This window comes from Sarcina sp. DSM 11001 (genome assembly GCF_900101015.1).
Lineage (GTDB): Bacteria > Bacillota > Clostridia > Lachnospirales > Lachnospiraceae > CAG-791.
Genome location: NZ_FNFZ01000019.1, coordinates 43,616 through 63,666 on the forward strand (window position 1 = coordinate 43,616; position 20,051 = coordinate 63,666).

14 protein-coding genes are annotated in these 20,051 nt (G+C 49.6%); 10 read left to right on the forward strand and 4 right to left on the reverse strand.

Translation table 11 applies throughout. The features are described 5' to 3' along the window. The first annotated feature begins 687 nt into the window (after positions 1-687). From dnaA to BLT02_RS10970, 7 genes are all read left to right on the forward strand, one after another. On the forward strand, positions 688-2,055 hold the full coding sequence (gene dnaA / locus BLT02_RS10940; RefSeq protein ID WP_092995232.1) for a chromosomal replication initiator protein DnaA: 1,368 nt from the start codon (positions 688-690) through the stop codon (positions 2,053-2,055). A 340-nt stretch (positions 2,056-2,395) separates the two neighbouring features. Next, entirely contained in the window at positions 2,396-3,502 is a 1,107-nt protein-coding gene (dnaN, locus tag BLT02_RS10945) for a DNA polymerase III subunit beta (protein ID WP_092995124.1), read from the forward strand. Between the two features lie 140 nt (positions 3,503-3,642). Continuing rightward, positions 3,643-3,870, forward strand: coding sequence for an RNA-binding S4 domain-containing protein (locus BLT02_RS10950; protein WP_092995127.1), 228 nt, complete (start codon positions 3,643-3,645; stop codon positions 3,868-3,870). A gap of 11 nt (positions 3,871-3,881) precedes the next feature. After that, positions 3,882-5,015: a DNA replication/repair protein RecF gene (gene recF, locus BLT02_RS10955; protein WP_092995130.1), complete on the forward strand. Its 1,134-nt coding sequence runs from the start codon at positions 3,882-3,884 to the stop codon at positions 5,013-5,015. 73 nt (positions 5,016-5,088) lie between these two features. Then, complete coding sequence (gyrB, locus tag BLT02_RS10960) at positions 5,089-7,107, forward strand: DNA topoisomerase (ATP-hydrolyzing) subunit B (protein ID WP_242869782.1); 2,019 nt, start codon at positions 5,089-5,091, stop codon at positions 7,105-7,107. A 72-nt stretch (positions 7,108-7,179) separates the two neighbouring features. Continuing rightward, positions 7,180-9,798 carry a DNA gyrase subunit A gene (gene gyrA / locus BLT02_RS10965; protein ID WP_092995133.1) on the forward strand — a complete coding sequence of 873 codons (2,619 nt, stop codon included), beginning with the start codon at positions 7,180-7,182 and terminating at the stop codon, positions 9,796-9,798. A gap of 224 nt (positions 9,799-10,022) precedes the next feature. Beyond that, the gene (locus BLT02_RS10970) at positions 10,023-11,204 is read left to right on the forward strand and encodes a thiolase family protein (RefSeq protein WP_092995136.1); all 1,182 of its coding nucleotides are present in this window, start codon (positions 10,023-10,025) and stop codon (positions 11,202-11,204) included. A gap of 269 nt (positions 11,205-11,473) precedes the next feature. Here BLT02_RS10970 and BLT02_RS10975 read toward each other — a convergent pair whose 3' ends face one another. After that, positions 11,474-13,450: a D-alanyl-D-alanine carboxypeptidase family protein gene (locus tag BLT02_RS10975; protein WP_175453792.1), complete on the reverse strand. Its 1,977-nt coding sequence runs from the start codon at positions 13,448-13,450 to the stop codon at positions 11,474-11,476. A 20-nt stretch (positions 13,451-13,470) separates the two neighbouring features. Then, entirely contained in the window at positions 13,471-14,148 is a 678-nt protein-coding gene (gene trmB, locus BLT02_RS10980) for a tRNA (guanosine(46)-N7)-methyltransferase TrmB (RefSeq protein WP_092995142.1), read from the reverse strand. Between the two features lie 504 nt (positions 14,149-14,652). Here trmB and BLT02_RS10985 point away from each other — a divergent pair. Further along, positions 14,653-15,288, forward strand: a complete 636-nt coding sequence (locus BLT02_RS10985; protein ID WP_175453793.1) for a hypothetical protein — start codon at positions 14,653-14,655, stop codon at positions 15,286-15,288. 233 nt (positions 15,289-15,521) lie between these two features. Here the strand turns inward: BLT02_RS10985 and BLT02_RS10990 are convergent, their stop codons facing one another. Both BLT02_RS10990 and greA read right to left on the reverse strand, forming a co-directional pair. Then, positions 15,522-17,183, reverse strand: coding sequence for a class I adenylate-forming enzyme family protein (locus BLT02_RS10990; protein ID WP_092995147.1), 1,662 nt, complete (start codon positions 17,181-17,183; stop codon positions 15,522-15,524). 406 nt (positions 17,184-17,589) lie between these two features. Beyond that, the gene (gene greA / locus BLT02_RS10995; RefSeq protein WP_092995149.1) at positions 17,590-18,093 is read right to left on the reverse strand and encodes a transcription elongation factor GreA; all 504 of its coding nucleotides are present in this window, start codon (positions 18,091-18,093) and stop codon (positions 17,590-17,592) included. A gap of 251 nt (positions 18,094-18,344) precedes the next feature. Between greA and BLT02_RS11000 the strand changes: the two genes are divergently transcribed. Together BLT02_RS11000 and BLT02_RS11005 are read left to right on the forward strand one after the other, a co-directional pair. After that, positions 18,345-19,337, forward strand: coding sequence for an AIR synthase-related protein (locus tag BLT02_RS11000; protein ID WP_092995152.1), 993 nt, complete (start codon positions 18,345-18,347; stop codon positions 19,335-19,337). Positions 19,338-19,536: 199 nt separating this feature from the next. Continuing rightward, positions 19,537-20,019 (forward strand): Lrp/AsnC ligand binding domain-containing protein, encoded by a 483-nt coding sequence (locus tag BLT02_RS11005; protein ID WP_092995238.1) that lies wholly within the window; start codon positions 19,537-19,539, stop codon positions 20,017-20,019. The last annotated feature ends 32 nt before the right edge of the window (positions 20,020-20,051 follow it).

Consider the following 20,051-nt stretch of genomic DNA (forward strand, 5'->3'; position numbering starts at 1 on the left):
GGAAAACTCCGAATAGTCGCATATCCTTTCTGTATCCGGAAAATCTGTGACGGCTGCTCCGGCACTTTCCAAAAACTGCCTCTGAGGCGTCGATACGGATACGGTTGCTGTTTCGGGCATAGTTTCCCCTGTAGAGACACTAACATTGCTATTATATAGGAGAGTTTATCCAGAGTCAACAAATATTTTTTTCCACTTATCCACATGTTATCCACACAAAAATGTGGATAACATACATATGCCTGAAAAATTCGAATATTTATTCGACACCAGATATGGAATATAAAAATTTTTTTTAGCAAAATGTTGTATATAAAAAGTTATCCACATTTCCACAAAATCAGGTTATTCTCATTTTCACTTATCCACAAATTGTGCATAACTTGTGGATAAGTTATCAATTCTTTCTCAATTTCTTGTCAAATACGCCAATTCACAAGGGTTTTTAATGTGTATAAGTCTTGTTTAAAACTTTGTGAAAATGAGTTTTCCTTTGTGTAAATATAGTTATTAACATTGTTATCCACAAAATGTGGAAAACCTGCCTCGTTTGAAGTTTCCACATTTTTATTATATATTGATAACTGTTCTATCGTTTCCGTTCACTCTCTGAACGGAAACGATATGTTTTCCCGCCTGATCTGTCCCCGCCTTTATTCAGGTCTTTTTTTACTGCCGGAGGAATTTATGAACGAAGAAATAATCAGACAAAGATGGCTGTGGATCAAAGAACATATCCACAATGAATACGGTCTGTCTAATATTTCCTATACAACCTGGATCAAAAATCTGGAGATCGCGGATATCCGGGACAATGTCGTCTATATACGCATTCCCTCTGATAAGCCGATCATGCTTGATTATATTGTCAATAATTTTAAGGTTTTTTTCCAGATCACGATAACGGAAATGCTCGATGAAGCCTATGATGTCGAGTTTCTGCTCCGGGATCAGGAAGGTCAGGAACCGGAACCTGAACAGGCCCCGGCTCCGGTCATCACCACTCAGCAGATTGAAAACGCGAATCTCAATCCCAAGTACCGCTTTGACACCTTTATCGTCGGCAGCAACAACAATTTTGCCCATTCTGCCTGTGTCGCGGTGGCGGAATCTCCGGGAAATACCTATAATCCCCTGTTTCTCTACGGCGGAGCCGGAATGGGAAAAACGCACCTTATGCATTCGATCGGCCACTATATCCTGGAGATGAATTCCTCCATGCGTGTCCTCTATGTCACCAGCGAGCAGTTCACCAATGAAGTGATCGAATCCATCAGAAGCGGTAATGCCACGTCCATGGCAAGACTCCGCGACAAGTACAGGACTGTGGATGTCCTGCTCATCGACGATATCCAATTTATAATAGGAAAAGAATCCACTCAGGAGGAGTTTTTCCACACATTTAACGAGCTCCACCAGGCAGGAAAACAGATCGTTCTTTCCTCTGACCGTCCGCCCAAGGAGATGGTGACCCTCGATGAGCGCTTCCGCTCCCGTTTTGAATGGGGCCTGATCGCGGATATCCAGCCCCCGGATTATGAGACCCGCATGGCGATCCTGAAAAAAAACGCGGAGGCGACAGGAAAGCATTTTGATGACGAGATCCTTCAGTATATAGCTGCCAATATCAAGTCCAACATCCGTGAACTTGAGGGGGCCATCCTCAAGATCATGGCTTATTCCAGACTCAGGAATTCAGAACCCAGCCTGACCATAGCCAGAGAGGCCCTCAAGGATATCATCGATCCGGACAAACAGAATATCATCACGCCGGAGATGATCATGCGTGTGGTCTGTGAGCACTACGATGTGAGGAGCAGCAATATCCTTTCCAGAAAAAAGAATGCCGCCGTCGTGGTCCCCCGTCACGTGATCATGTACATCTGTAGAGAATATACAGATGCCACCCTTGAACAGGTCGCGTATCTTCTGGGCAAGAGAGATCACTCTACAGTCATACACGGCGTCGAAAAGATCAAAAAAGAGATCGAGACGAATAGTGAACTTCGTGGAAATGTGGAAATCATCCTCAAAAAGCTCAACATAACTCCCTGACTGTCCTGCCTGACAAATGGCGGATGTGGATATCTTTTTCGATTTCCACACTCCTGTCCACCCTGATTTCGGCAATGCCAGATTGTATTTTACGGCATAAAAAGGTATAATATTGTAGGTTATACACATTTTCACATCGCCTATTATGTAAGAATACGATTTAACACTTTTTAAAGCGCGCACCCTGTTTTTTTCTTTTATGCACATGCACGCCGATCATGACAGACAGGCTGACGATGATCAGGAACATCCGGAACGCAGAAATATTAAACAAGAATGTCAAACAGGAATATTAATCAAAAATAATAGACAATAATATTTAAGGGTACAAAAATATCTCATGAAAATCAGAATTTCAAAAGAGAACCTGCTCAAATCCATACAGATCGTTTCCAGGGCCATACCAGGCAAGACCACGATGTCGATCATGCAGTGTATCATGATCAACGCATCGGGAATGGAGATCTGCCTGATCGCCAATGATATGGAGCTCGGGATCCAGACAGTGGCGCAGGGAATCATACTGGAGAGGGGAATGATCGCGGTCGATGCGCAGATCTTTTCAAACATCATCAGGAAGCTTCCCGACAATGACGTGGAGATCGGGACAGCCGGAGAAAGGGTCACGATCAAATGCGAGAACTCCAAATTCGTTATTCTGGGAAGAGAAGGAAATGATTTTCCTTTCCTTCCGGAAATTGACCGCACCTACGGGATCCGTCTCTCCCAGTTTACGCTCCGCGACATGATCACAAAGACGATCTTTTCCATTTCCGGAAATGAGAGCAACGGCATGATGACCGGCGAACTGATGGAGATCATCGACCACCATATCCGCATGGTGGCTCTTGACGGACACAGGATCGCCACACGCAGGGCGCAGATGAAGGAGCCCTATGATGACCGGAAATCCATTCTTCCCGGCAAGACTCTTCAGGAGATCAGCAGGATCCTGAGCGGCGATACCGAAAAGAATGTGGATATCTTTTTTACGGATAAGCATGCTCTTTTTGAATTTGATGACACGATCGTGGTCTCTCGCCTGATCGAGGGGGAATATTACAAGGTCGACAAGATGCTCTCCAGCAATTACAAGACAAGGGTCATCTGCAGGAGAAGAGATTTCCTGGATTGTCTGGACAGGGCCACGCTCCTCGTCAAGGAAGAGGATAAAAAACCGGTCATCATCATGATCAGGGATGATGAAATGGAGCTGCGGATCAATACGACCCTTGGCAGCATGGATGAAAAGATCGCCATCCGCAAGGAGGGGGAGGACCTGAATATCGGCTTTAATCCCCGGTTCCTCATCGATGCCCTCCGGGCGGTCGATGAAGAAGAGGTCACAATGTACCTGGTCAGCCCCAAGGCTCCCTGCTTTATCAGGGATGAGCAGGACATGTACTGCTATCTGATCCTTCCGGTAAACTTTATCACTATTGACTGATCTATCCTGGTCACTCCATGAAAAAACCGGAATGTTCCTCCTGCTTCTGTTGTAAAGATCAGGGTGGAACGATGAACTGATCAGTGGTCCGGTCAAAGATTTGATCAAGGATCTGTCAAAGAACAAGGATCTGTTGAAAAATGGAAAAAGAAGTACGTATACACGATGAATTTATCAGGCTCGGGCAGGCTCTGAAGCTCGCCGGCATAGCACAGACAGGGATCGAGGCAAAGATCATGGTCACTTCAGGCGAAGTGATGGTGAACGGCGAACAGGAGACAAGGCGGGGCAGGAAGCTCCGTGATGGGGACAAAGTGGAGACAAAGACCGGTACCTTTGTCGTCAGGACCCCTTCCGAAAGTGTTTGAAAGAAGCTTTTATGTATATCAGCAGCCTGGAACTGGCAGATTTCAGAAATATTGCTTCCCTGCACATGGAGTTTTCTCAGGGAACAAATATCCTGTACGGGGAGAACGCGCAGGGAAAGACCAATATTCTGGAATCGCTCTATATGTTATCCACCACAAAATCCCACCGCGGCGTCCGCGACAGGGACATGATCCGGTTCGGAAGGGAGGAATCCCATATCCGGAGCCTGATCATGAAGGGCGGAATCGATTACCGCATCGACATGCATCTGCGAAAAAACAAGTCCAAGGGGATCGCAATCAACGGGCAGAGGATCAAAAAGGCCTCCGAGCTGATCGGGATCCTTCACATCGTATTTTTTTCGCCGGAGGATCTTGGAATCGTCAAAAACGGTCCTGCGGAGCGCAGAAGGTTTATGGACATGGAACTGTGTCAGCTGGATGCGTCCTATCTGCATAATCTGAATCAGTACAATAAAACAGTTGAAAACAGAAACAGGCTGCTGCGCGATATCTATATGTTTCCGGACCTGAAGGAGACATTGGATGTGTGGGATGCCCAGCTCGTCAATTTCGGGAGTAAAATCATAGAGAGCCGCCGCCGGTTCATCCTGGATCTGAACGGGATCGTCGGGGAGATCCACGGGAAACTGTCGGGAGGAAGGGAGCATCTGTCTCTTTTGTATGAACCCAATACGGCCGCGGAAGACCTGGAGGAAAGGCTCCGCTTTTCGCGGGAGAGAGATATCCACATGAAGACGACCTCTACAGGTCCGCACAGGGATGATTTTTCCTTTATGGACGGTGAGATCGACCTGCGCAGATATGGTTCACAGGGGCAGCAGAGGACCTGCGCCCTCTCCTTAAAGCTCTCCGAGATCGATCTGGTAAAAAAAATGATCGGCCACCGCCCTGTACTCATGATGGACGATGTTTTATCCGAGCTTGACAGCGGGCGTCAGAATTATCTCCTCAATACGATAGGGGGGATCCAGACCTTTATCACCTGTACGGGCCTGGATGAATTTGTCAATAACCGGTTCAGGATCGATCAGGTCTACAGGGTCGAAAACGGAATGTGTACAAAAAAACAGGAACCGGATATGACCGGACTGGAGAATGACATTGCGGTCCGGTCAGAATAACTGTTTCCGGTCACACGCTGGCCAGTAACGATAAACATCTGTTTACGAGGGATTTATGTCGGAAAAAGAAAAAATGACAGCATCAGCAGAACAGAATCAGGACGTCATGGAAACAGATATGATCGATGAAGAATATCCTGATGACAATGTCAAGGATACGACGGAGGTAGGGGAATATACGCCGGATGATATCCAGGTCCTTGAGGGCCTTGAGGCTGTCCGCAAGCGTCCCGGCATGTATATCGGGACGACGGCATCCAGGGGACTCCACCATCTGGTCTACGAGATCGTGGACAATGCCGTGGATGAGGCGCTGGCAGGTTTCTGTACAGAAATCACTGTGGTTATCCAGCCGGACAATTCGATCACGGTAACGGATAACGGGCGCGGCATCCCCGTCGGTATCAATCACAAAACAGGAAGAAACGCGGTAGACCTGGTCTTTACAGAGCTGCATGCGGGAGGAAAGTTCGGCGGAGGCGGATATAAGGTCTCCGGCGGACTTCATGGCGTGGGCGCGTCTGTCGTCAATGCCCTGTCCGTGTGGCTGGATGTGGAGATCCGCCAGGGAGGCAGGGTCTACCACGAGCGTTTTTCCAGGGGAAAAACCGTGACGCCGCTGGAAGAGATCGGAGAATGCCCTCTCGAGGAGACGGGGACCAGGATCTCCTTCCTGCCGGACCCTCAGATCTTTAAGGAGACGACCGTCTTTGATTATGACGTTCTCCGCCAGAGGATGCGGGAGATGGCTTTTCTGACCAGGGGACTGAGGATCAATCTCTGCGACACCAGAGAAGACGGAGACCACACCCCCGTGGACCAATCCTTCTGCTACGAGGGAGGGATCCGGGAATTCGTCACCTATCTCAACCACAGCAAAAAGCCTCTCTATGACACGGTCATGTATTTTGAGGGGACCAAAAATAATGTCTATGTGGAAGTCGCCATGCAGCACAACGACTCCTATACAGACAGTGAATACAGCTTTGTCAACAATATCAACACGCCGGAGGGCGGAATGCACCTGATCGGCTTCCGCAATGCGGTGACAAAGACCTTTAACGAGTACGCCCGCAAAAACAAGATCCTCAAGGACAGCGACGCCAACCTCACCGGAGAGGATATCCGGGAAGGGATCACCGCGATCATCAGTGTCAAGATCGAGGATCCGCAGTTCGAGGGACAGACCAAGCAGAAGCTGGGTAATGCGGAAGCCAGGGGGGCTACGGACAGCATAGTCTCCGAGCAGCTGACCTATTTCCTGGAGCAGAATCCGTCGATCGCAAAGATCATCTGTGAAAAATCCATCCAGTCCCAGCGGGCCAGGGAGGCGGCGCGCAAGGCCAGGGATCTGTCCAGGCGCAAGAACGCCCTGGATTCCATGAGCCTTCCCGGAAAGCTCGCGGACTGCTCCGACAGGGATCCCAGGAACTGCGAGATCTTCCTCGTCGAGGGAGATTCGGCAGGAGGCAGCGCTAAATCCGCAAGGAGCCGCGCCACACAGGCCATCCTGCCTCTGCGAGGCAAGATCCTCAATGTGGAAAAGGCCCGGGAGGACCGCATCTATGCCAATGAGGAGATCAAGGCCATGATCACGGCCTTCGGGACGGGGATCCACAATGATTTTGACATCACAAAGCTCCGCTACGACAAGATCATCATCATGACGGATGCCGACGTGGACGGAGCCCATATCGATACATTGATGCTGACCTTCCTCTACAGGTTCATGCCCGAGCTGATCCGGCAGGGGCATGTCTATCTGGCCATGCCGCCCCTTTACAAGCTGGAAAGGAACAGGAAAGTCTGGTATGCCTACAGCGATGAGGAGCTGGCCGGCATCCTGGACGAGGTCGGAAGGGATCAGAGCAACCGCATTCAGCGCTACAAGGGTCTGGGAGAGATGGATCCGGAGCAGCTCTGGGAGACAACGATGGATCCTGCCAGAAGAGTGCTCAAGCGGGTGCAGTTCAATGAAGAGACAGAATCGGAGATCGACCTCACCTTCACGATCCTGATGGGGGACAAGGTCGAGCCCAGAAGAGAATTTATCGAAAAAAATGCCCGGTTTGTCAAGAATCTGGATGTATAAGGCCCAGGACTTCCGGGAAGGTCCGGATCAGAGTCCTGACAGAGCAGGCATACAGGTACAGCGAGGAAAAGCATGGACGACACTATTTTTGACCGTGTACAGGACGTAGACCTGAAAAAGACAATGGAGAGCTCGTATATCGATTACGCCATGAGCGTGATCGCGCAGCGCGCGCTTCCGGATGTCCGCGACGGCTTGAAACCCGTTCAGCGGCGTATTCTGTATGCGATGAGCGAGCTCAATAACGGACCGGACAAGCCGCACAGAAAATGCGCGCGTATTGTCGGCGATACGATGGGTAAGTATCACCCTCACGGCGACTCCTCGATCTACGGGTCGCTGGTCAACATGGCGCAGCCCTGGTCCATGCGCTATACCCTTGTGGACGGGCACGGAAATTTCGGCAGTGTGGACGGAGACGGCGCCGCGGCTATGCGTTATACGGAGGCCCGCCTGGCAAAGATCTCCATGGAGATGCTCGCGGACATAGGCAAGGACACTGTGACTTTTGTCCCCAACTTTGACGAAACGGAGAAAGAACCCTCTGTCCTGCCCAGCCGCTTCCCCAACCTCCTGGTAAACGGCACGACCGGTATCGCTGTCGGTATGGCGACAAACATTCCTCCCCACAATCTGCGGGAGGTAGTGGCGGGCGTCACAAAGATCATAGACAACAAAATAGAGGAGGACAGGGATACGGAGATCTCCGAGATCCTGCCCATCATCAAGGCGCCTGATTTTCCCACAGGCGGGATCATCATGGGCACCTCCGGAGCCGTTCAGGCCTATATGACCGGAAAAGGCAAGGTGGTCACCCGCGCCGTGACGGACATAGAGGCGATGAACAATGGCAAACACCGTATCGTCGTCACAGAACTCCCCTATCTGGTCAATAAAGCCAACCTGATCCAGAAGATCGCGGAGCTCGTCAAGAACAAGAAGATCGAGGGCATCACCGACCTGAGGGATGAGTCCGACCGGGAAGGTATGCGGGTCGTCATCGAGCTGAGGCACGACGCCAATCCCAATATCGTCCTGAACCGGCTCTTCAAGCACACCCAGATGCAGGATACCTTCGGCATCACCATGCTGGCCCTGGTCAACAACGAGCCCAAGGTCATGAACCTGCTGGAGATGCTGACCTATTACCTCCACCACCAGGAGGATGTCGTCACCCGCAGGACAAGATATGACCTCAACAAGGCGGAGGAACGCGACCATATCCTGCAGGGACTGCTCATCGCCCTCGACAATATAGATGAAGTCGTAAGGATCATCAGGGAGAGCCCCAATGTTCAGGCCGCCAAGACGGGCCTGACCGAGCGGTTTGGTCTGGACGACGTCCAGGCCCAGGCTATTGTGGATATGCGCCTGAGAGCTCTGACAGGTCTGGAAAGAGAGAAGCTGGAGAAGGAACACCAGGATCTCCTGAAGAGGATCGAAGAGCTCAAAGAGATCCTCGCCGACCCCAAAAAACTCCTTGCCGTGATCAAAAATGAGATCAATATCATCGCGGACAAGTACGGGGACGAACGCCGCAGCCGTATCGAGACGGATGCGGAGGACTTCCAGGTGGAGGACCTGATCAAGAACGAAAATGTCGTCATTGCCAGGACATCCCTGGGTTACATCAAGCGCATGACGGAGGACAATTTCCGCGTGCAGGGCAGGGGCGGCCGCGGTATCAAGGGCATGCAGACTCTGGACAATGATTATATCGCCGACCTGCTCATGACCAGGACCCATGATACTATCATGTTCTTCACCAACCTCGGGCGCGCCTACCGCCTCAAGGCCTACAAGATCCCTGAGGCCAGCCGGGTGTCCAGAGGAACAGCGATTGTAAACCTCCTCAATCTTCTGCCGGAGGAAAAGGTCACGGCCATCATTCCGATCATGGATGAGAATGAGGACAAAAACAACCTGTTCATGGCGACCCGCAGGGGGATCGTCAAAAAGACTCCCCTGAGCGCCTTTGACAATATCCGCAATATAGGGATCATCGCCATTAATCTCAGGGAGGACGACGAGCTCATCGATGTCAAGCAGACCAACGCCGACAACGATATCTTCCTGGTGACAGCGAAGGGAATGTGCATCCGCTTCCATGAGACGGATGCCCGCGCCATGGGGCGCACGGCAGCCGGTGTCAAAGCCATTGATCTGGATAAAGATGACAAAGTAGTCGGCATGCAGATCGACACACAGGGGGATTATCTCCTCTTTGCCACTGAAAACGGCATGGGCAAGCGGACTTCCATGGAGGAATTCCGGTCGCAGAACCGCGGCGGCAAGGGACTCAAGTGTTATCATGTCACGGAGAGGACTGGAAAACTGATCGGCGTTAAGGCAGTCACCGATGAACACGAGATCATGATGATCAATACAGCCGGCATCATCATCCAGCTCCGCGCCAGTGATTTCAACCCGATCGGAAGGATCACTTCCGGTGTCAAGATGATGAATCTCGACGAGGGTGTGAAGGTCGTCCAGATCGCGAAGGTGCGCGGAAGCGTGACCGACGATGAACCGAAAGAAGACGACCTCACAGAGAATGGCCTTACAGATAACGATTTTACAGATGTAGACCCTGCAGATAATGATCTTACAGAGGATGAAGTTACAGACAGTGGATTTACAGACGACGGATCTGAGGAAGAAGAGGAAAACGGGCCGGATTCTGTCTCCTGATAAAAATGATATAAAAACCTGTTTCTGTGTTCCCTGACAATCCAATAGGTTGCAAAAAATATACAAAAACAGGGAAAATACAGCTTGCGGCTTTGTTAAAATTTGCATAGAATAGTTAGTACAGATGTTGCAAATGCTTTAGAAGCAGATAACATTTTTTTCAAATGTATATCGTTCAGGATATCAAATGAAAAGTACACAAACCATCAAAGGAGGAACCAAGTATGTCTAAGAAAGTTGTTATTGCGGGTGCATGCCGTACTGCGATCGGTAAGATGGGCGGTGCTCTTTCCACAGTTCCTGCAACGGAGCTTGGTGCTATCGTCATCAAGGAAGCTCTGAAGCGCGCAAATGTACCCGCTGATCAGGTAGATGAAGTCATCATGGGCTGTGTTATTCAGGCTTCCCAGGGACAGAACGTAGCTCGTCAGTGCACACTGAAAGCAGGCCTTCCTGTGACCTGCCCTGCTGTCACGATCAACGTTGTCTGCGGTTCCGGACTGAACGCGATCAACATGGCTGCAGAGATGATCAAGGCAGGCGATGCTGATATCGTTATCGCCGGCGGTACAGAGAATATGTCCATGGCTCCCTTCGCTCTGGAGAAGGGCCGTTATGGTTATCGTATGAACAATGGTGTCCTGGTCGATACCATGATCAAGGATGCTCTTTGGGATGCATTCAACAACTATCACATGATCAAGACTGCTGACAATGTAGCTGAGGAGTGGGGCCTGACCCGTGAAGAGCTCGATGAGTTCGCAGCAAACAGCCAGCAGAAGGCCGTTAAGGCTCAGGAGAACGGCTGGTTCGATAAAGAGATCGTTCCTGTTGAGATCAAGCAGAAGAAGAAAACTGTTATCTTTGACAAGGATGAAGGTCCTCGTCCCGGCACAACGGCAGAATCCCTCTCCGGCCTTCGCCCCATCAATCCGGGCGGCTTCGTAACAGCAGGTAATGCCTCCGGTATCAATGACGGCGCAGCAGCTGTTGTCGTTATGAGCGAAGAGAAGGCTAAAGAGCTCGGTGTCAAGGCACAGGTTGAGTGGCTCGGCGGCTGCCTGGGCGGCGTAGATCCCCGCATCATGGGTGTCGGCCCTGTCGAATCCACCACCAAGCTTCTCAAGAGACTCAACATGACCATCGATGATATCGATATCTATGAGGCAAATGAGGCATTTGCAGCACAGTCTGTAGCAGTAGGCAAGGATCTGAAGTTTGATCTTTCCAAGCTGAACCTGACCGGCGGTGCCATCGCCCTCGGACATCCCGTAGGCGCTTCCGGCTGCCGTATCTTCGTCACTCTGCTTAACAACATGGAGAGGACAGGAGCCAAGGTCGGTCTTGCAACTCTCTGCATCGGCGGCGGCCAGGGTTGCTCCTGCATCGTCAAGGCACTTGACTGATCACACAGTCCACAGTTTGTCTGACAGATAGACAGGAGGGATTGCCCTTAAAGGGCAGACTTTTCCACTATTGAATTTCATAATTTCATTCTTTTATAAAAAGAGCAGGACCGGTTTTGTACCGATCCTGCCTTTTTATTTCAAATCTCAGATTATGATTGTAAGCGTCAAATAGTTAGTGTCTGGATTTTCCTGTCAGAGATGATCTTGTAGATCATTTCTGACAGATTTTCCGCATTTTTCACATTATCCCTGTTATTCGTATTATATTATTGTCTTCCCCTGAAAGTGGGAGTGCTGCTGCCGCGTCTGTTTCTGCTGCTGCCCGATGGATTTGATGGACGATTCGATGGACTTCCGGGCGCAGGTTTTTTAACAGTGCGGCGGGTTTTTCTCATCCGCATTCTCTTCAGTCTGGCAAAATAGCTGTTGATAAAGAAGAATACACATAAAAAGAAGGAAACTATGAGCAGGAGGGGCAGGACGACCAGGATGTTGATATAGATGGAGCCATGGGCGCCCGTGTGCACTGTATTGAAAAAGAAAGCGCGGATACCGTGGATTTCTTCCTGAATTGCATTTACAGTATTTGTCTCTTCTGTACTTTCGTCCTGCTTAACTGTCTCTGTCCCGTCACTGTCTGCGGTACCTTCTTCCTGCAGAAGGCCTGCATTTTCCAGGCTCGAAGATTCCAGGCCTGAAGAGGATCCTTCTCCGGAATTGTCCGCAGTCAGAGATGTTTTTCTGGGAAACAGCTTTTTTTGAACAGGAAGGAAGAGGACATCGGCTGTGGTCAGATCGTAACCATGATAGCTGTAGTGGATCTGTCCGAGGAGCCTGCTTCCGTCCTTTCTGTTTATCTCTGGTAAAGAGGATCCGGAGAGTCCGGTACTGCTGTCAGTCCGGGTACCGGCCTGAGCTTCAGTCTGCTTGTCTGCCTTGTCTTCTGCCTTTTTATCCGTCTGATCCTCTGTCTGTTTGTCTGTCTCCTCTTTTGTCTGTTGATCAGGCTTGTCTACAGCCTGTTCCTCAGCCGACCCGGTGGAAGCGGTCCCGCTGTCCTGTCCGGAGGCTGTTTCATAGGTCAGTGGAATGATCTCCGAATCCAGGTCCGAAAAAGAGGCTTTTTTCGGGATCATAAGGGAGGAGGTTTCTTCAATACGGTAGGCCGGTTCGGATTTGCCGAAAATGTCGGGCCCGAAGGAGAGAAAATCGGGAGAGCTGAGCGTATATTTTCTTTCCGATTCCTTGATATTTACTTTGGTGAAATTATCGAAGGCATAGTTCAGCAGGTCGATCGTGTCATAATATTCATAGGGAGGTTCCTCCTTCATGATGACACAGATCAGGTGCACATCCTCTCTCTCGGCAAAGGTGACCAGAGTTTCCCGCGCCTGGTCGGTATAGCCGGTCTTGCCGCCGACGATACCGTCATATTCCATTTCCCCGGTCAGGAAATCGTTGGTGTTTGAGATCCAGAAATCATCAGGCTGCTTTTCGGATTTTACAAAATGATAATTATAGTCGGACATATACCGGATGAGATCGGTATGCTGATAGACCTGGCGCGCGATCAGGGCCATATCATAGGCACAGGTGTAGTGATTGCGGTCATGCAGCCCGTTGAGGGTGACGAAATTTGTGTTTTCACAGCCCAGCTGCCGGGCCCGCTCATTCATAAGGTCCGCAAAGTCTTTCTCAGACCCGGACACCTTTTCTCCCAGGGCTATAGCGACTTCATTGGCAGAAGCAATCAGAAGGCCGTACAGGGCCTCTTCGACGGTGATGGATTGTCCGACATCCATGCCTATGTTGGAGCTGCCGATCTCGATCCCGTAGACAGCGTTTTCAGAGAAAGTGATATGGTCTGCCAGGTCGAGGTTTTCATAAGCCAGCAGCGCAGTCATGAGTTTTGTGATACTGGCTGGGTATAGGTGTTTGTAAATGTTCTTGCCATACAGGATCTCCCCGCTGTCCGCGTCCATGATGACAGCTCCGGCGGCTCCTACCCGAGGTCCTTCCGGCCAGCCTGCAGTGCTGTTGGTCTGGATGGGTTCTGACTTTCTTTTTTCGCGTTCCGCCATATAATCCTCGAGACCGTCCGCATTATAGATCGCTTCGTCTTTTACCTTGGCTATTGCGGTCACGGGTGTGTATGCAAAGGAAAGCGTCATCGCAAGGGCGATCCCGCTGCACAATAATTTTACTGCTCCCGGAAAGAGCAGTTTTCTTTTTATCATCTCCATATAAATCGTATATATCCTCATCAAGATCCTGAGTTATCCTTTCTGTCCTCTTTGTCCTCTCTGCGGCGCAGGATATACTTACAGATCTTGTTTCCTTTTTTGGAAAATTTCTCTTCATATTCTGTCATGATGTTGCCTATGTTCATGACGGGATCATTGTGCAGGTCATAAGTGATCTGAGCGATCTCAAAGGCGCTCTGTGCAGTCTCGTCCACAGCAAAATCAAACAGGCCTCTGTTGTCCGTTTTAAATTCGATCGTTCCTCCCTGCGCCAGGATCCTGTCATAGCGGCGCAGATAATCTGAGGAAGGGAGGCGCCGCCGGGCGTGCCTTTCCTTCGGCCACGGGTCGGAAAAATTGAGATAGATTTTCTCTATCTCCCCCTCCGTAAAAAAGGTGTTGATCAGTTCCGCGTCTCCGCGGATAAAAATAAGATTCTGCAGCTGCAGTTCCTCCTGTTTTTCAAGGCAGCGAAGCAGAACGCTGGAATATTTCTCAATACCGATATAATTGATCTCAGGATGCTCCTGCGCAAGCTGCATGATAAAGCGGCCTTTGCCGGTGCCGATCTCCAGATGAAGAGGTTTTTCATTTCCAAAAACAGATTTCCAGTGTCCGCAGTGTTTTTCCGGTTTCTGTATGACCCAGGGACTGGCGGCGATCGCGTCGCGCGCACCCGGTATATTTCTTAAACGCATAGATTTCCTCGCTGTTAATATTTATTTGCGTTGCAATCCTAAGATTATTCATATATGTTTTTACCCGTATATGAATGAATACATGGATCTATGTATTATCCGTTTATAAATTTTTACCTTATACTTACACCATATAAATTTACACATGGATTTCATTGTACCACATTTTATGGTCTATGTTATAATCTATTGGGACTTTGACATGTCAGAAAATAATGTGTGGATCCCGTTTATTCTTCATCGCGCAATACCCGTGACTTCAGTCGTTGTATACGCGCGCAAGACTCGTGAGCGAGTCTTGAATTTGTTTATAGAATATTACCACGGTTTTTTGAAATAATGATGAATTATAACAGAAACAGTATGAAAAATAATATTGATCCGGGTTTATATACAAAAGATACCCCGAAAGATAATGCCCGGAAAAATAATATACAGGAAAAAAATATCCGGGGAATTTGTTTCCGGAAAAGAAATATAGTGCTGTTTTTTTCAGTGGTCTTCTTGTGTTTTTGTGTACTGACTTCCTGCCGGAAGGAGAAGGACGGAGATACCGGGATCAGTATCCTGATCCATGAATCTGAGACAAAGGACGGGATGGCCGTGCAGATCCCCGAGTTCAGATCCGGCAATGAGGAAGTACAGAAGAGGCTTAGGGAGCTGGAAAAGCAGACGAATATGCTCCAGAAGACCTGTGAAAGGGAGGAAAGCAGAGGCTCCCATATGGAGATGCGCTCCTATGTCGATGAGGTAAAAAACTATCCTCAGGTGACAGTTGTGTGGTTTGTGGCGGATAAGGATATTCAGACATATAATCTGATTTCCCTGTGTGCGGATGAAAAGCAGGGACTGCCGGTCACCTGCAAGGAAGCTCTGGAAATGACTGGTCTGACCGGGGTCGATCTGAGCCTGCGCGTGGGCAGACTGCAAAAGGAAATGAAGATAAGGGGAGAACTTTCTTCAACAGAAATGCAGGGATTCAGGATCGACGAGAGCGGAAAAGTTACGGAAATCTACATGAAGCTGATCATGAAAGTGACAGAGGGAGAACAGACAATTGAGGAGGAACATTTCTTTTCCTATTTTCCTGATAAGGAAAAGCTTGTCCGTCTGTCGGAGAGAGGATTTGACATTCCATGAGGTGAGTTTCCGTTACTTTTCAGGCTGGCACGAAATTCGAGGCGTTTTTCGCGCGCTTTTCGCGAAAAACCCGGGTTTTCCTTTTTGCGCGTGTATCCAGCGACTGAAGTCATGAGTATTACAGTATTACCGCAATGAAGAATAAACAGCACACCGGCTTTTATACTGAGGCTGGCGTGCTGTTTATTATTACGTGTTTCGAAAGATCCGGGACAGATCATTTTCGAAGCCGATTATTTGTTCATTTCACTTTCCGCGTTCATTTCATTTTCCGCGGCGACCAGGAAGGCTGCGCCGTATTTTTCCCGGAGCTTGGGCTTTTCAATCTTGCCTGTGGGATTCCTGGGAACTTCCGCAAAGATGATCTTGCGGGGACGTTTATAGCGGGGAAGCTTTCTGCAGTATCTGTTGATCTGCTCCTCTGTGCATGTATAGCCCTCTTTGACCTGGATGATGGCGGCAGCGATCTCTCCCAGACGTTTGTCAGGAAGACCGATGACAGCGACATCATTGACGGGTTCAAAGGCGTGGAGGAAATCTTCGATCTGGACGGGATAGATGTTTTCACCGCCCATGATGATCACGTCCTTTTTCCTGTCGACCAGATAGTAGAAGCCGTCTTCGTCCTGCATGGCCATATCGCCGGTGTAGAGCCAGCGGTCCTTGTCGAGGACCTCGTCGGTCGCCTTTGGATTATTATAGTAGCAGATCATGACGCCGGGGCCTTTGACAGCAAGCTCACCAACCTCTCCCTGAGGGACGGTGTTCCTGTTTTCGTCCACGATCTTGCATTCCCACTTGTATCCGGGGATTCCGATCGCGCCGACCTTGTGGATATTTTCCACACCGAGATGGACACAGCCGGGTCCGAGGGATTCGGAGAGGCCGTAGTTTGTGTCATACTGATGATTGGGAAAATAATCCATCCAGTGCTTGATCATTGAGGGCGGGACAGGCTGGGCTCCGATATGCATCAGGCGCCACTGGTCAAGCTGATAGTCCTCGAGTTTGACAGAGCCGTTGTCGATCGCGTCGAGGATGTCCTGGGCCCAGGGTACAAGGAGCCAGACAACGGTGCAGTGTTCTTTGGAAACAGTATCAAGAATGATTTCCGGTGTGGTGCCTCTGAGGAGGACGGCACTGCCGCCGGAGACCAGGGAACCGAACCAGTGCATCTTGGCGCCTGTGTGGTACAGAGGAGGGATGCAGAGGAAGGTATCATCCTTCTGCTGGCCGTGATGGCGCTGCTCCATGACCGCTGCGTGGGTGATGGCGCTGTGTTTGTGAAGGATCGCCTTGGGAAATCCTGTTGTTCCTGAGGAAAAATAGATGGCGCCGTAATCATCCTCGTCAACCTGGATGTTCGGTTTCTTACTGGAATAATTAGCTGTCTGCGCGCCGAAATCCTCCGCGAAGGAAGGGCAGGAAGAGCCCAGATATAACAGAAGTCTGTGGTTGGAGATATTGTCCGCGATCTCTTCGACACGGCCGACAAATTCCGGACCGAAAACCAGGATGTCCGCTTCAGCCAGATTGACGCAGTATTCAATTTCATCTGCGGAATAACGGAAATTGAGCGGGACGGCGATAGCTCCGGCCTTGAGGACGCCGAAATAGATTGGAAGCCAGTCCAGGCAGTTCATCAGAAGGATCGCGACCTTGTCGCCCTTGACAATACCGCGGGCGATGAGAAAGTTAGCGACGCGGTTTGCCTTTTCTTCAAAGACACTCCAGGTGATCTGCGAGCGGAAAGGAACTTCATTCAGAGGCTGGATCAGTTCAAATTCTTTCCATGTAGTCAGCTTTGGAGTCTTAATCTCCGGATTGAGTTCCACAAGCGCTATGTCATCGGGATACTCACGGGCGTTTTTTTCCAGAAAATCTGTGATTAGCATACAATAGGACCTCCCTGCATGTGCTCAGCGGTTACAGACTGCGCACCGGCCGGCATAAGACCGGTGTTATTAGAGTATTTTTATTCTTCATCGCGTAGTACCCGTGGCTTCAGTCGTGGGATACGTGCGAAGAAAGTGAAACTCGCTTCATCGCACAGGATTCGCGAGTGAATATTGAATGAGTATTTTTACTCTGCCTGCACATGCAATACTATCAGTACTTTTAATCAGTACTTTAATGAGTTAAAGTGTTACGCGTTTAAGCACTAAAGTGCAACTTTATATACTATACGGATTTGCAGAACAAAAGTCAAGGATAATATAAACCTGTCAGACTCTGGGTGTCAGAACCTGTGAAACCTGCCGGAAACTGCTTCAGCTCTGACTTGACCCGTTCGGCCCTGCTTCAATACCTGCTGATCCCGGCTTCATCCGCTGCTCCTGTCGTACAGATTTTACGGATCTCGGCTTCATAGCTGTAATTGTCATTGACACGGACCTTTATCGTATCCCCGACATGGTGACCGATCAGGGATTTTCCTAAAGGGGATTCAATGCTGATCAGACCATGAATGGAATCCTGCCGCATCGTGCTAACCAGTGTGTAGGTCTCTTCCTCATCATCCTCGGGAATGTAGATCGTGACCGTCTTGCCGATCCCGGCTTCATCCTCCCCGTGTGTATCCTCTATGACCTTTGCCGTGCGGATCATTCTTTCGAGGTAGCGGATCCGGCTCTCGTTAATATTCTTTTCTCTTTTAGCGGCATAATATTCGAAATTTTCGCTCAGATCGCCCTGAGCCCTTGCCGTTTTGACATCTTCCAGAAGCTGATGGCGCACGACGATCTTCCGGTGCTCGATTTCTTTCTCCATCTCTTCAATATCTTTTTCAGTAAGTTTGTTGTACATTTTACCTCCACGTTGATGTGTATTAAGGCGGGTTTTAAACATATCGGTTATCTTATCATAGTTTTTATTCATCTTGCAAAGGCAAATAGTGACAGATATAATGGACGGGAACCCTTAAGAGATTGGGATCAGGATTTGCAGGCCCGCAGTCTGCAGATTTATAGTCTGTAGATTTATAGTTTGCAGATCCATAGTTTGCGGGTTACTTTGCGGGTTACAATTTACAGGCTTACAATTTGCAGGTACACAGTTTGCGGGTACACAGGCAGATGGAACTCAGATATGGAACGATCGATGAAAATGTGAAAAAGCGCTCGGTGCAGGATGTGATCCTGCATGAGAGACAGAGGATCCCGGTCAGTAAAGGAGGGCTGCCTTCCGGAGTGACTTCCGTACCGGTCGTGTCTGGTGAAAAAAGGGCCGGGGAGCTGGCGGTGATCGCCGCCGTAAATGATCTGGCGGCACAGGGGATCAGGACGACAGAATTTTTTCCGACGATCCTGCTGCCTGCAGGCACCCAGGAAGAGTTTCTTCGTAGTTTGATGAAGCAGATCTGTCGGACAGCCTTTTCTATGGGAATCGATGTCAGAGAAGGCCGTACAGAGGTGACAGACTTTGTCAGGCGTCCGGTAGTCATCGGTACGGCATCGGGAATCCCTTTTTTTACAGCGATCCGTGAAAAGGACAATAAGATACAGAATTGCAGGGGCATGGATATTGTGATGGCGGGCTTCGCCGGACTGGAAGGAACCTTTATCCTTGCCACTGAATATGAAGAAGAACTGACGGACAGGTTTTCGGGGTCTCTTCTGTACAGAATACAGAAGGCTGAGACAGAACTCTGCATAGCTGAAGCTGCCGAAAGAGCCTTTTTTGCCGGGGCCGGGCCGATGGTCAGTCTGGCCGGGGGCGGGATCCTGGCAGGTCTGTGGGAGCTTTGTAAGAAAACGGGCTGCGGTATGGAAGTGGATCTGCCGCTGATCCCTGTCCTGCAGGAAACCATCGAGATCACAGAGTATTTTGGCATCGATCCCTATGCGCTCCAGTCAGGGGGCGGCCTCCTGATCGCTGCGCGGGACGGTGAGAGCCTCGTCCGCACGCTTACGGAGTGCGGCCTTTATTCGGTCAGGATCGGCAGGCTTACGGGGGCAAAGGACAAGATCCTACGGAACGGGGAGGAGATCCGGCATCTGGACAGACCCGGTTCGGATTCCCTGACAAAGCAGTGCAGATCAGGGAAGTGAACCTCTGTTTTCTGATGGGCAGGGATCATCTGAATAAAATAAACATTTTTAAATAAATCCACTGGATACATTAAATCCATTGGATACATGTAAAACCATTTTACTGTTCATCTTTACTGCATATTCCTGCTGTAAAGGTCGATAACAGGATTATTGTAAATATAGTATCAACGAAAAAGGGAGAATCATAATGGATACTTTGAGACAGAAAATTCTGACGATCATTGAAAAAAACAGCCGCATTGATATGAGGGAACTGGCTGTACTGCTGGGCACAGGGGAGATCGAGGTCCTCAATGCCATGCAGGAGATGCAGGAGGAAGGCATTATCTGCGGTTACCACACTATGATCGACTGGGAAAAGACCGGGATCGAGCGCGTTACAGCCCTGATCGAAGTCCGTGTGACGCCTCAGAGGGGCAAGGGCTTTGATGACATTGCTGAGCGCATCTACAAATATCCGGAAGTGGACTGCACCTATCTGATCTCGGGAGGTTATGACCTGATGGTTATCCTTGAAGGAAAGACTCTGAAAGAGGTCTCCGGATTTGTGACCAACAAGCTCTCCACTCTGGATACTGTCATCAGCACGGCAACTCATTTTATTCTGAAAAAGTACAAGGACCACGGCACGATCATGACCAAAAAGCATGAGGACCAGAGAGAGCTCGTTTCTCCGTGACCGGTTCAGAGGATTCTGTCTGCGTTCCACAG